This is a genomic window from Acidomonas methanolica (assembly GCF_004346035.1).
GTDB classification, from domain to species: domain Bacteria; phylum Pseudomonadota; class Alphaproteobacteria; order Acetobacterales; family Acetobacteraceae; genus Acidomonas; species Acidomonas methanolica.
The window spans coordinates 111,111-124,026 of the sequence record NZ_SLZN01000008.1 but is presented as its reverse complement, the minus strand read 5'-3'; the positions used below and the strand labels follow the sequence as shown (position 1 = coordinate 124,026).

Here is a 12,916-nt window from a genome sequence, read left to right as displayed (position 1 = left end):
CCCTGGACGAATGGCCAGGTCGAGAGGATGAACCGCACGATCAAGGAGGCAACGGTCAAGCGCTTCCATTACGAAACGCACGACCAGTTGCGCCAGCACCTCGCAGACTTCGTCGCTGCCTACAATTTCGCCCGAAGGCTCAAGACATTGCGCGGCCTCACTCCATATGAATTCATTTGCCAGCAGTGGGAAAAAGAACCATCACGGTTCATACATAATCCGCACCATCAAATCATGGGACTAAACATCTAGAGGATCGCAACGTCTTTGCTTCCCCTCTCTTGCCCCGCCATATCTTTCTGCCGCTCTACGGCCCGATATGAGGATGGTGTCATCAACGGGAGAGATTTCCGCATACGATTGGCCTCAACATGCAAACGCTTGATAATCGGCGTTCGCCTGGACACCCATCGGATTTCTTCATGCACCCGCATCTCGCACGCCAGAGCGTGCTGGCAGTCGGTGAAAATGATCTTCCGGGCTGGGAGGTGTCTGTCACGCCTAGCGCACCGTATGGCACAGTTCACAGCCCAGAGTTCCGGGTAAGCCGGTCCAGTCAAAATCCGCGTAACCTGGCCGATGGTCGAGATTTTTGTCTCCCCGTCGCGAAAATGGACAATGATCCCCGCATAGGAGGCGCGTTCATGGTCCGCTGATGCGTCCACGGCGATCAGGGTCGCCAACGGGTCAAACAACTCTTGGAACTGAATTCCCCATTCCAGGGCGAGGCGGTAGGCATTGTCCATCTTTCACTTCCTGAGTGGAGAGGGAGAAGCAAGTTAATGCTTCTCCCTCGGACCTGTTGACCGGTCAGCCATTCCCAACGGGATAGCCGAAGGACTACCTGCGCAACGCGCAGGCCCCAGGAAAGGGGCGTCCTATTTTACCGCAGGTTTTGCCGGTTACCCGACGCACAGAACTCGACATCCTCATAAGATCATCTCCTTATTGCTGCATGTGCATTGATTGCTGATTGTTGGAAAACTGCCAGTTTTAAGGGGAATGCGACCAACACTCCCTTTTCCCCCGGTCGATCGTGGTACCACCCACGAGGATCAGGAACATCGTCACCAGGTGCCGCCAAGCACCCTCTGTATTGCTTCTCTGTCGCATGGACCTTTCGAGACTTTGACAGGATGAGGAACCACCCTCGAAATCCCTGCCTCTCCCCAACGCTTCGGATAAACCGCGAAGGGGATTTTCACTCTACTAAGCCCGCTCCCGGTCATAGGCTGTCGCTCAGGAACCACCCCGAGCAGCCCTTAGAGTCCGGTCGAGATCATTTTGAACAATTTCAAAACCTTATAAACAGGACCCACCCCGTCCACCAAGTTTGCAACGAATAAAACTCAATGATTTCAAGGTCCGGTGAAATCTACCATACCTGCAAGTGATTGAAATTTCATAGAAAGATCTCGACCAGACACTTAGACCTTCCCGCGTTATTCAGACGGATTTTAACGAGCAGTACGCGAGCATCTCACCATGATTGCTAGGCTCTTGGAGCCTTTCGACCGTGCCAGGGCACAGCCGATTTGGGGGGACCGAACATCCAAAGCGTCTCCCTTACTCACACCATGATTTCCAATTTTACCCACCGGAACACTGTAGGCCCCGGCACTCGCACTTTCTCTCCGCGCAGCGTCCTACTGAACGCCGTTACAGGCTTGAGCTATCCGACGATCCAGGCGGCTTGCGCCCCCTGGTACCGCTTCATCCAGGTTTCCCCTCTGAGGCCCATGACGGTTTCCCGCCATGCCGTCGCCCACCTGCGCGGCACACGTTCGACAATCCCTTGCCGCCCGTGGAACGGACTGGATACCGTTTCTCCCATCTGACAGGCTCACCCCTTGCCGAAACCGGCAGGGGTGGCCGTGTCCGCGTCGCCCATCTTCATCTTGAAATATCAAAGATTGGATTGGATCGAACGGGGGAGTTTCACCCCCGAGCGCCCATTGCAGCCGGACGAGCCCGATTAAAGGCATCCGGCTACAGCAACAGATCGGGCGGGGCTGGTTAGGCCGCGCCCTGCTTGCCGATGGTTAGACGGCAGGCGTGCCCCGACTGGGGCGGCAATACGAAGTGACGTGCTGAGGTGGTGGTTTGCAGCCTGGCCCTCTCCTTTCATGGGGCCGGATTGGTGGGGTGCTGTTGGCGCAGCACCGGAAGGATGGCGAGGGTCGGTCCTGATGCTTGGCGGGCATCGAAGATCGACCACGAGGGATACGATTTCGACGACCAGAATCAGGAACCGGAACGCCGGTTCTTTCGGTGTGCCAGCGACCGGCACGCATTACGGCTTTCCATGTGAGGATCGGGTGTCGGCATCCAGCCGCCCCGCGTATGTCAATCAACGCGCATGCAGGACGTGGAGGCCCTGCCAGAGCAGGATGCCTCACCCAGATTCCGCCCATCAAGTAATTTTTTATAGGATGTTCAAGTTATGAAGTATTCGAACGGCTTGCCGTTCGGATTCCGCTTATTTTATATGAAGTACCCAACCCGCCTCGCGAGAGGTCGGTTTCTTGATAAAATATTATTTCAAATCAATTAGTTGTATAAAATTTCGACCTTTTTCGACCCTAAACGACCATTTATGACCCTATTTAACCATATTCGACCTTTTGCGAACGTATTTGAACGAAAATGAACGTTTCTGAACGCCTGTCGCGTCCTGGTCGCGCACTCATTTCGGGGCGTTTCGCGAATCAAGTATAGGCTTGTTAATGTATCACGATACATTAAGTGTATGCGTCAAAACTGTGTATCCGTATTTTGACACTACCTGATTTTTTTATTTATGTGTTACGGTTCGTGCGCGGATTGCTCAAACTTTGAGTGTATTTAAGCGTGTATTTTATTGCCGCTTAAATATGCCGGTTGAACACAGAAAACGCGCCATGAACATGACTGAGGATATGCGCGGGAGTGCAAAAAATATGACCGTAAATATGTTCAAAAGTGCTTTGCTAGTCACGATTTTTGCGCTGTGCAGAATATCCATTGTTGCAAAAGCGCAGGTCATAGTGACCGACCCAAAGACCGAAGTTAGTACCGACCTGGGCTATCTTGAAGCTGCCAAGTCCTACCTGCAACAAGGTGAACAGTACTACATGCAGGGAGAGCAGTATTACGAACAGCTAGAGCAAGCGGCGCAGGAAATACAGAACGCTAAAGGTCTGGATAATATCGCTTCATTGGGGGGGCGGATCACTGGATTCCGATATTTCCCGACTTGAGAGCGTCACGGATGACCTGAGTGACCTTTATTCACTGAACGGGTTTAGTGGGAATTTCTCTCAAGATGCGAGAGAAGTTCTTTCCAGCACCTACAATCTGCCAGGAAGCACCAGCGCCCAAGCGGGTGCGGCCAGCCTGATGGGTCTGGCATCGGACAGCCCGACAGATGCCGGATATGACCGGGCGGCTCGTGATACCAACCAGGCCATGCGGGAGGCCGCGTCTTTGGCGGCGGTGAACAAGGATCGCCAGAACATGGCCCAGGTCATGGAGAAGCAGGACGAGGCCCTGGACAACCTCGGAGATGATGATGTGGGAGCATCCACGCAGCTCATCGCGGCCGAGCAGTCCACCGCGCTGCATCAGAATGACGCCAGTTTGCAACTACAGCAGACCACGGCGGACATGGCTTTTCAGCAGCATATCCGGCAACTGGAAGTCGAGAACGACATTGCCGAAAAGAATCTCAAGCATCTGCAAAAGGTGCAGGCTTTCACAGCATCGAGTGACTGATATGAGGCAAATTCTATTGATGGCCGCAGTTGTGGCCGGGTTTGGTGTAAGCGAGATCCGCACGGCTCATGCGCAGATCATAGATCCCGAGTGGCAGGCGACACAGGCCACCATGAAAGCTGATGAGCAGAAGCAATGCCGGCACATGACGCTAGGGCGCAAGCTACATTGTTTTGAGCAGCTACAGGCTTCCTATGAGGCAAGAGGGCTGGTACCTGGAACAATGTCCTATGTGCGTCGGCGCTTTGGTGGCGAGAGTGTCCAGGGGCTCGATCAGGAAATACGATCCATCAATCGGACGTACAGCCAGGCGCGCCATATAGGCACCTATGAGCATCCTTTGCCTGGTGAACTCACCGCCGACATGCAGCAAGGCAATGTCAGCTATTTGAGCAAGCTGATCGAGGAAAAGGGCGGAATGCCGCCGCTGCTGCCTTTCGGGAACCGATAGGGGCAGGAGAAGGAAGAAAGAAAGGAAGAAAGGAAGAAAGGAAGGAAGGAAGAAAGGAAGAAAGGAAGAAAGGAAGAAAGGAAGAAAGGAAGAAAGGAAGAAAGGAAGAAAGGAAGAAAGGAAGAAAGGAAGAAAGGAAGAAAGGAAGAAAGGAAGAAAGGAAGAAAGGAAGAAAGGAAGAAAGGAAGAAAGGAAGAAAGGAAGAAAGGAAGAAAGGAAGAAAGGAAGAAAGGAAGAAAGGAAGAATACTTTATGTAAAGAAGTAAAGAATAAATATACGTGAAATATTATTTTGACATGCCTTAAAACGCCTGATAACGTTTTCTATTGATATTAATGAATTCTGATTTATTCAGGTGATAGCAGCGAACCAATGGGCGTGCTTCAGAAAAAATCCAACTTGCCAATTCCAAATGGTACGGGTGCATGTCGTTCACTTCTTATCCGCCACATTGACGATTTGCGCCGTTTTCGTGACGAGGAGTGGTCATACGAATCGATTCATCGGGCATTTTTGGAGTGCTACGGTGAAATATTTGCGGTACCTTTGCAGGTTTTTCGAGAAAGAGCGAGGCGTGTTCTCCGAAAAAGAACAGAAAAAGAATTACTCCTTCTGAGGCAGGCACAAGGCGCGAGGTTGCGTGAGTGATGGCGAATTATCTATTGTACACAGAGCCGCAAGCAGCTTCTCGTCTTGGCATTTCTTCAATTACACTGCGACGAGAAAGGCAGGAAGGCCGGATCGGTTACCTGAAAATCCGTTCGCGAGTGCGCTACGCCGAAGGCCATTTGATAGACTACCTCGCAAGGAATGAAAGATGTCCGAAACTGACGCAGTATTCAGAATTGGACAATACTTTCTTGGAAAACGTCCAAACTCGGATTCGTGGTGCGCGTGCTGGTATGATCCTAAAACCAGACAAACAAAGCGAGCATCTCTTGGCACAAATGTTCTTCAAGAGGCGAAAATAAAGCTCGCAGAATATGTAACAGAATACGCCAAAAGAAGAAATGAACCGACGTCAGAGACCGGTTTGGCTTCTGTTTTTATGCGATACTTCAAGCATCATAGCGAGAAAACACGGAGTGCTGGTCCAAACAGAAGGGCGCTGGAGCTGATGCTGGATAGCATGGAGCCAGGCGCTTCCGTTGCTGGGTACACCGTCGCCGAACAAAAGCGCATCGCCTCGTGCTTGCGGGGCAACGGTTATTCTGCTGGCTACACCCGCCGCGTCATGGGCATTGCCGCTGCCGCCGTGAACTGGGCCTGGAAGAATGGCGAGATCGATCGTCAGATCCCGATTGTGCTTCCACCTGAAGGCGAGGGGCGCGAGCGCATTATGACGCTTGAGGAGATGGCTCGGCTTTGGGCGACAGATATGCCGCCCCATCTTCGCATATTTCTTGCGCTTCTCATCGGGACGGCCTCACGCCCAGAGGCACTTCTGCAACTCACCCGTGAGCAATGCGATCTGGGGCATGGGGTGATTGACCTCAACCCGCCAGGTCGGGCTCGAACGAAGAAGCGGCGACCACGTATTCCGATGCCGGAGTTTTTGAGATCGTGGATTGAGAGCGTCCCTTCTGGTCATCTCGTGACCTACAAGGACAAGCCGATTCTCAAGATCAACGGAGCATGGCGTGCTGCGCGCGAATCGGCAGGACTGCCGCCAGATATCGTGCCCTACACAGTTCGACACACCATGGCGACTGAATTGATCACGCGCGGTGTGCCCGAAATAGAGGTTGCTTCCCTCATGGGGCATGCCATGCCGAATCTTCGCACCACTGGCCGATATGTGCATGTGCGTCCGGACTTCCTCGCAAACGCCAGACAAGCTATTGACGAGGTCGCAAGCGCCATCGACCGGGTGGCAGCCCGATCGATGGTAAAACTCAATTTGCGTGCTAACAGCGTGCTAGACCCAAATGCAAAGGATGGCAGTCCAATGCATAAGCCTCAGAAAACCGTTGGTTTTCTGCCGGAACGGATGGTGGGCGCAACAGGGATTGAACCTGTGACCCCTACCATGTCAAGGTAGTGCTCTACCGCTGAGCTATGCGCCCATCCGATCCGTAGGCGGGCTATTAACGTCGCCGGATGGAACTGGCAAGCCACCGCGCCGAAAAATTTTCATATCGACGTCCCGCCGCGGAGGGACCAGAAGATTTCGCATGGACGCATCCCCTTCCTCCGCCCCGTTCAGCATCGTCGCGCCACAGGATCTGCTCATCCCCGTCGTGGTCGCCTCCCCTCATTCCGGCACGATGTATCCGGATCGCTTCCTGCGTCTCTCCCGCCTCGATCTCGCAACGCTCCGCCGCAGCGAGGACGCCCATGTGGACGTCATCGTCGCCGATGTCCCCACGCTCGGCGCGCCGCTCCTGCGGGCCCATTTTCCCCGCGTCTATTGCGATGTGAATCGCGCCGCCTGGGAGCTCGACCCCGGCATGTTCCGCGAGAGCCTCCCGTCCTTCGCCCTGACGACGACCGACAAGATCCGCTCCGGCCTCGGCATGATTCCGCGTGTCGCCGCCTCGGGGCGCGGAATCTACCGGGAGCAGCTCCCCCTCGTCGAGGCGCATATCCGGATCGCGCAATGCTGGCAGCCCTATCACACCGCTCTCGATACATTGCTGGAGAGGGCGCGGGCGCGGTTCGGGTTCACCATCCTGCTCGACATCCATTCCATGCCGCGCCTGCCGCATCGTGATACCGCCGATATCGTGCTGGGTGACGCACGGGGACAGAGCGCCTCTCCGGCCCTCATGGCGTTGCTGGAAAACGAATTCAGGATGCGGGGCTACAGCGTCGCCCGCAACACGCCCTATGCCGGCGGCTACGCGACCCGGCATCATGGCCGTCCGAAAGAGCGGCGTCACGCAATCCAGATCGAGATGCGCCGCGCGCTCTATATGGATGAGACGACGCTGGAGCCGCACAAGGGGATCGAGCGTCTGCGAAACGACATGCGGGTGGTCGTTGCACGCCTGGCCTCCGTGCTGCCCTCCCTCCGCGACGAGATGGGCTTGCAGGAGTATGACTCATCTTCCTATCGTCATCTTTCCGGGCACTCCCGCCCGGGCCTGTCCGGGGAACGTCAAGTCATGTCCACCAGTCCGAAGGAAAAAGCCGCTGAACTCGCGGCGGCCCATGGCGCCGAGGCCGCAACGATCGCCCGCCGTCACTATGAAACCGCGCTCGAGGAACAGGAGATTGGCCAGCAAGGCTATTGGCTCGATGTCATCGAACACCTCAAGGGCCTTGCCTGACACGCACTCCCAGACGAACCGGCTCTGCGACGGGCCGGTTTCCGGTGCGCCGAGCCGGAGTCAGAACGAAGCGACCGACCTTCCGCATCGTCCTGCGAACGCGGCATTCGGCAAGCCGCCCAGCGCTTCCTTCAGCTTCGATGGGGGGGGCGGAAAAATCCGCTCCCCTCTGCACCAAACGACCTGCGTCGCGGATCAGCTCTTCGCCTTCGCCTCGCGACGACGGCGATGCAGGATAGCTTCCGTATAACCGTTCGGCTGCTCCACGCCCTCATAGACGAGTTCGCGCGCGGCGCGGAAGGCAGGGCCATTGCCGTTGCCGGCCAGCGGGGAATAATCCGCCTCGCCTTCGTTCTGGCCATCCACCACCTTCGCCATGCGCTGGAAACCCTCCTCGACCTCCTCGCGCGAGATCACGCCATGCAGCAGCCAGTTGGCGACATGCTGGGCGGAGATCCGCAGCGTGGCGCGATCCTCCATCAGCCCGACGCCGTTGAGGTCCGGCACCTTGGAACAGCCGATCCCCATATCCACCCAGCGCACCACGTAGCCGAGAATCCCCTGGAGATTCGTATCCAGCTCGGCGGCGCGCTCGGCGTCGGACCAGTCGGCCTCCTGCACAAGCGGCAGTTCGAGCAGATCGGTAACGGGACGCGGCTGCGTCTCCGCCAGCGCGGCCTGCATCTCCTCGACATCCACCGCATGGTAATGCAGCGCATGCAGCGTGGCGGCGGTCGGCGACGGCACCCAGGCCGTGCTGGCGCCCGCCTTGAGCTGGCCGCCCTTCTGCGCCAGCATGTCGGCCATGCGGTCCGGCATCGCCCACATGCCCTTGCCGATCTGTGCATGGCCGCGCAGCCCGTATTTCAGACCGATGGCGACGTTGCGCTGTTCATAGGCGGCGATCCAGCCCGTGCCCTTCATGTCGCCCTTGCGCAGCACCGCGCCCGCCTTCATGCAGCTATGAATCTCGTCGCCCGTGCGGTCGAGGAAGCCGGTATTGATGAAGAACACGCGATCCTTCGCGGCGTGGAGGCAGGCGGCGAGATTGGCGCTCGTGCGGCGCTCCTCGTCCATGATCCCCATCTTCAGCGCCAGCGGCTTCAGCCCCAGCAGGGACTCGACCCGCGCGAACATCTCGGAGGACAGCGCCACTTCCGCGGAACCGTGCTGCTTTGGCCGGACGATATAGACCGAGCCCTTGCGGCTATTGCGATGAGGCGTCCTGCCGTCCAGATCCTGCTTCGCGATGGCGGCGGCGAGGACGACGTCAAGCAGCCCCTCGGGGATCTCCTTCCCGTCGCGATCCAGCACCGCATCGGTGAACATGTGCCAGCCGACGGAGCGGAACAGCATCACGCTGCGCCCCGACACCGTGTGGTCCGACCCGTCCGGCGCGGTATAGACGCGGTCCTCAGCCAGTTTGCGGAGCTTGACGCCGTCCTTGTCCGGCACTTCGGCGGAGAGCGAGCCGTCGATCAGCCCCAGCCAGTTGCCATAGACCAGCAGCTTGTCCTCGGCATCCACGGCGGAAACGCTGTCCTCGGCGTCGATGATCGTGGTCAGCGCGGATTCGAGGACCACATCCGCGATGCCCGCCTTGTCCTTCGCCCCGACCGGCGAATGGCGCGAACGGCGGATGTCGATGTGCAGGCCATTATGGACGAGCAGGATCGAACTCGGGGAAGCCGCGTCGCCCTGATAGCCGACGAGCTGGTCCGGATGCAGCAGCCCAGACGTGCGACCGCCCTCCAGATCCACATGAAGCCGGCCCTTGAGGATGGAATACGCGGTCGCGTCCGCATGGCTGCCGGAAAGCAGCGGCGCGGCCTCGTCGAGGAAGGCGCGCACACGGGCGACGACCGCGCGGCCGCGCGTCTCGTTATAGCCCCTGCCCGGCGCGAGATCGCCCTCGCGCGGAATCGCGTCCGTGCCGTACAGCGCGTCGTAGAGGCTGCCCCACCGGGCATTGACGGCGTTCAGCGCATAACGGGGATTGGTGACGGGCACGACGAGCTGCGGACCGGCCAGCGTCGCGATCTCCTCATCGACATCCGGCGTCGAGACGGTGAAGGCGGGCGGCACCGGCTCCAGATAGCCGATCTCCCGCAGGAAGGCGTCCTGACGTTCGGGCGCGCGGTTCGCCGGATCGGCCAGGAAGGTGTCGATCTGCTCCTGCATCCGGTCGCGCACGGCCAGCGCCTCGCGCGCGCGGGGGGCGATGTCGTGAACGATCGCAGCGAAGCCGCTCCAGAACGCCGCCTCGTCCAGACCGATGGCCGGCAGCACCTTCGCCGCCACGAAATCCTTCAGCCCCGCATCGACGCGCAGGCCGCCAATCTCACTGTACCCCATCTTCAATCCTCTTGAGAGTCTTTCCGGTGAGGGACCGATCGCGCTTCAGGCCGATAGCCTGAAGCGACCAGACCCTAACGGAAACAGCGGAGGACCGCCTCGCGCAGCCATCCGCCGTTCAACATAACGTCGCAGCAGGAGCGGCCGCCCCGGGCGATGATGCCCGGGGCCGTCGCCCGATCTCCGTCACTCAGTGATGGAACTGCTCCGTCTCGGTCGAGCCGGACATGGCCGTGGTGGAGGATGCCCCGCCCGAGGCCGCGACCGCAACCGCGTCGAACCAGCCCGTGCCGACCTCGCGCTGATGGCGGGTCGCCGTGTAGCCTTCCGATTCCGCCGCGAACTCGGCCTGCTGCAACTCGGAATACGCCGCCATGCCCGATGCGGCATAGCCCTTGGCGAGCTTGAACATCGAGTAGTTCAGCGCATGGAAGCCCGCCAGCGTGACGAACTGATACTTGTAGCCCATCGCGCCGATCGCCTTCTGGTACTCGGCGATCTCCTTGTCGGAGAGCTTCTTCTTCCAGTTGAAGGAAGGCGAGCAGTTATAGGCGAGCATCTTGCCGGGGAAGTGCTTGTGGACTTCGTTGGCGAACTCCTCGGCTTCCTGGATGTTCGGCTCGGAGGTCTCCCACCACAGCAGATCGGCATAGGGCGCATAGGCGAGGCCGCGGGCGATCGCGTATTTCACGCCGAGACCTTCCTTGATGCGGAAGAAGCCTTCCGCCGTGCGCTCGCCGGTGAGGAACGGACGGTCGCGCTCATCGACGTCGGAGGTCAGCAGCTGGGCCGAGTGCGCATCCGTGCGGCAGACCAGCACGGTCGGAACGCGCTCGATATCGGCGGCCAGACGCGCGGCGTTCAGCGAACGGATGTGCTGGGAGATGGGGATCAGCACCTTGCCGCCGAGATGGCCGCACTTCTTTTCGGAAGCGAGCTGGTCCTCATAATGGACGCCGGCGGCGCCGGCCTCGATCATCGACTTCATCAGCTCGAAGACGTTCAGCGGGCCGCCGAAACCGGCCTCGGCATCGGCCACGATCGGCGCCATCCAGTAGGTGTCGTCGCCCTTGCCTTCCAGATGGGCGATCTCATCGGCGCGGCGCAGCGCGTTGTTGATGCGCTTGACGACCATCGGCACCGAGTTCGCCGGATAGAGCGACTGGTCGGGATACATCTGGCCCGCGAGATTCGCGTCGCCCGCCACCTGCCAGCCGGAAAGATAGATCGCCTTCAGCCCGGCCTTGACCTGCTGCATGGCCTGGTTGCCGGTCAGCGCGCCGAGGGAGTTGATGTACGGCTCCTCGTGCAGCAGCTTCCAGAGACGCTCGGCGCCGCGGCGAGCGAGCGTGTGCTCGATGGTGAACGAACCGGAGAGCTTCTCGACATCAGCGGCCGTGTAGTCGCGCTTGATCCCCTTGAAGCGTTCGGAATTGAGGAATTCTTCCACGGAGCGAATGGTCACAGCCAGGCTTCCTTCTCGTTAAGCAAAACAGGCCACGGATAAAATGGCTGGCGCAGACCTTAGGCGCGGAAGCGGGGACGCCCTAGCGCAAATGCCGTGAGATGTGCGGAAATCTGTAAAACTCTTTACATATCGATGCGCTATTTTGTATAAATATAACATCATGAGCGGCACCCGCATCGGCAAGATCATCCGGCGACTTCGGCAGGAACGCAGTCTGACACAGCAGGCCCTTGCCCAGCGCCTCGGAATTTCGACCGGCTATCTCAACCTGATCGAACACGATCAGCGTTCCGTCACCGCGCCGCTCCTCATCAAGTTCACCCGCGTCTTCGACGTATCCATCGAAACACTGTCCGGCGTCGAGGAGCAACGGACCGAATCGCAGCTGCGCGAGGCGCTGCTCGATCCCGTCCTGACCGGCCAGACCGAAATCCCCTCCCATGAGCTGGAGGCGCTCGCCGCCCAGCCGGCGGTGGCACGCGCCGTGCTGGCGCTGCATCAGGCCGCCCGCGCCGCCCGCCACGACGCCGACAGGACGCAGCTTCCCGGCGAACGCTTCGTCATCCTGCCGCAGGAGGAAGTGCGGGAAATCTTCGACCACCGGCGCAACCACTTCGCCGAGCTGGAGGAAAAGGCGGAACTCATCCGCGAGATGCTCGCCCGCGAGATGGGGCTCTCCCGCGGCGAGGAACTCCCGCCCTCCGAGATGAACCACGCCATCGCCACCCGCCTGCGCCGTCATCATGGGCTGGTGGTGCGCGTCACGGCGCTCGACGGGGTGATGCGCCAGTACGACCCCGTCGCCCGCCTGCTGCTCGTATCCGACCTCATGCCGCGCGAAAGCCGGGGCTTCCTCCTGTGTTTCCAGTTGATGCTGCTCGAAGCCGGCGACGTCATCGACGCGATCATCGCGGAAGCCAATCCCAGCTCCTCGGAGGCGCGCACGTCGCTCCATATCGGATTGGGCAATTACGCCGCCGCCTCGGTCCTGATGCCCTATGCCACCTATCTCAGGGCGGCGACGGACCTGCGCTACGACATCGACTGCCTCGCCACACGGTTCGGCGTCTCGTTTCATCAGGCCGCGCATCGGCTGACGACGCTTCAGCGCCCCGGCGCGCGCGGCGTACCCCTCTTCTTCGCGCGGGTCGATCCGGCGGGGAATGTGAGCAAGAGCTTCTCGGCGTGCGATTTCCCGATCCTGCGCCAGGGCAATCCCTGCCCGCGCTGGAATGCCTGCTCCATCTTCGCAACACCCGGCCAATGGCGGGCGGAGACGGCGCAATTCTCCGACGGCCGGACCTTTCTCACCTTCGCCCGCACGGTCACGGGCGCATCGCTGACCTATAACGACATTCCGCCCGTCCACAGCATCGCCATGGGCTGCCCCATCGAACACGCGGCGGAGGTCGTCTATGCGGACCGTCTGAATCTGGATGCCGAACCCTCGCGGATCGGCCTATCCTGCTATCTCTGCGACTGGACGGACTGCCGCTCCCGCGCCTTTCCGCCTCTCAAGCACCGGCTTTCGCCGACGCTCGATCACCGTCTCTCCACCCCCTATGCGGCGGGGGTGGAGCAAGGCCCCGATCTCTGATCCGGCCGCGAGGCGCAGC

General features: G+C 59.3%; 11 protein-coding genes and 1 tRNA gene. 8 read left to right on the top strand and 4 right to left on the bottom strand.

Annotated elements, in window-relative coordinates; genetic code table 11:
* Nucleotides 1-252, top strand: a 252-nt coding sequence (locus EDC31_RS08570; RefSeq protein ID WP_165920199.1) for an integrase core domain-containing protein, incomplete at its 5' end; no start/stop codon positions are given.
* On the opposite strand, the gene EDC31_RS08565 is transcribed toward EDC31_RS08570, so the two are convergent.
* Entirely contained in the window at nucleotides 249-746 is a 498-nt protein-coding gene (locus EDC31_RS08565; RefSeq protein WP_042062099.1) for a ribonuclease H family protein, read from the bottom strand. The genes EDC31_RS08570 and EDC31_RS08565 overlap by 4 nt on opposite strands.
* A 2,154-nt stretch (nucleotides 747-2,900) precedes the next feature.
* On the opposite strand from EDC31_RS08565, the gene EDC31_RS08560 reads away from it, so the two are divergent.
* From EDC31_RS08560 to EDC31_RS18505, 5 genes are all read left to right on the top strand, one after another.
* The gene (locus tag EDC31_RS08560; protein ID WP_132127003.1) at nucleotides 2,901-3,239 is read left to right on the top strand and encodes a hypothetical protein; all 339 of its coding nucleotides are present in this window, start codon (nucleotides 2,901-2,903) and stop codon (nucleotides 3,237-3,239) included.
* A gap of 139 nt (nucleotides 3,240-3,378) precedes the next feature.
* Nucleotides 3,379-3,753 (top strand): hypothetical protein, encoded by a 375-nt coding sequence (locus EDC31_RS08555; RefSeq protein WP_132127002.1) that lies wholly within the window; start codon nucleotides 3,379-3,381, stop codon nucleotides 3,751-3,753.
* Between the two features lie 19 nt (nucleotides 3,754-3,772).
* On the top strand, nucleotides 3,773-4,204 hold the full coding sequence (locus EDC31_RS08550) for a hypothetical protein (protein ID WP_239641745.1): 432 nt from the start codon (nucleotides 3,773-3,775) through the stop codon (nucleotides 4,202-4,204).
* Nucleotides 4,205-4,852: 648 nt separating this feature from the next.
* On the top strand, nucleotides 4,853-5,176 hold the full coding sequence (locus EDC31_RS18510) for a helix-turn-helix domain-containing protein (protein WP_352230406.1): 324 nt from the start codon (nucleotides 4,853-4,855) through the stop codon (nucleotides 5,174-5,176).
* 77 nt (nucleotides 5,177-5,253) lie between these two features.
* Nucleotides 5,254-6,246, top strand: a complete 993-nt coding sequence (locus EDC31_RS18505) for a tyrosine-type recombinase/integrase (RefSeq protein ID WP_352230405.1) — start codon at nucleotides 5,254-5,256, stop codon at nucleotides 6,244-6,246.
* On the opposite strand, the gene EDC31_RS08540 is transcribed toward EDC31_RS18505, so the two are convergent.
* Nucleotides 6,197-6,271 (bottom strand) — tRNA-Val (locus EDC31_RS08540). The genes EDC31_RS18505 and EDC31_RS08540 overlap by 50 nt on opposite strands.
* A gap of 108 nt (nucleotides 6,272-6,379) precedes the next feature.
* On the opposite strand from EDC31_RS08540, the gene EDC31_RS08535 reads away from it, so the two are divergent.
* On the top strand, nucleotides 6,380-7,477 hold the full coding sequence (locus EDC31_RS08535; protein ID WP_081797501.1) for an N-formylglutamate amidohydrolase: 1,098 nt from the start codon (nucleotides 6,380-6,382) through the stop codon (nucleotides 7,475-7,477).
* Nucleotides 7,478-7,672: 195 nt separating this feature from the next.
* Here EDC31_RS08535 and EDC31_RS08530 read toward each other — a convergent pair whose 3' ends face one another.
* Both EDC31_RS08530 and aceA read right to left on the bottom strand, forming a co-directional pair.
* The gene (locus EDC31_RS08530) at nucleotides 7,673-9,832 is read right to left on the bottom strand and encodes a malate synthase G (RefSeq protein WP_042057487.1); all 2,160 of its coding nucleotides are present in this window, start codon (nucleotides 9,830-9,832) and stop codon (nucleotides 7,673-7,675) included.
* Between the two features lie 190 nt (nucleotides 9,833-10,022).
* Nucleotides 10,023-11,297: an isocitrate lyase gene (gene aceA, locus EDC31_RS08525; RefSeq protein ID WP_042057485.1), complete on the bottom strand. Its 1,275-nt coding sequence runs from the start codon at nucleotides 11,295-11,297 to the stop codon at nucleotides 10,023-10,025.
* Nucleotides 11,298-11,460: 163 nt separating this feature from the next.
* Between aceA and EDC31_RS08520 the strand changes: the two genes are divergently transcribed.
* The gene (locus EDC31_RS08520) at nucleotides 11,461-12,897 is read left to right on the top strand and encodes a helix-turn-helix domain-containing protein (RefSeq protein ID WP_042057506.1); all 1,437 of its coding nucleotides are present in this window, start codon (nucleotides 11,461-11,463) and stop codon (nucleotides 12,895-12,897) included.
* The last annotated feature ends 19 nt before the right edge of the window (nucleotides 12,898-12,916 follow it).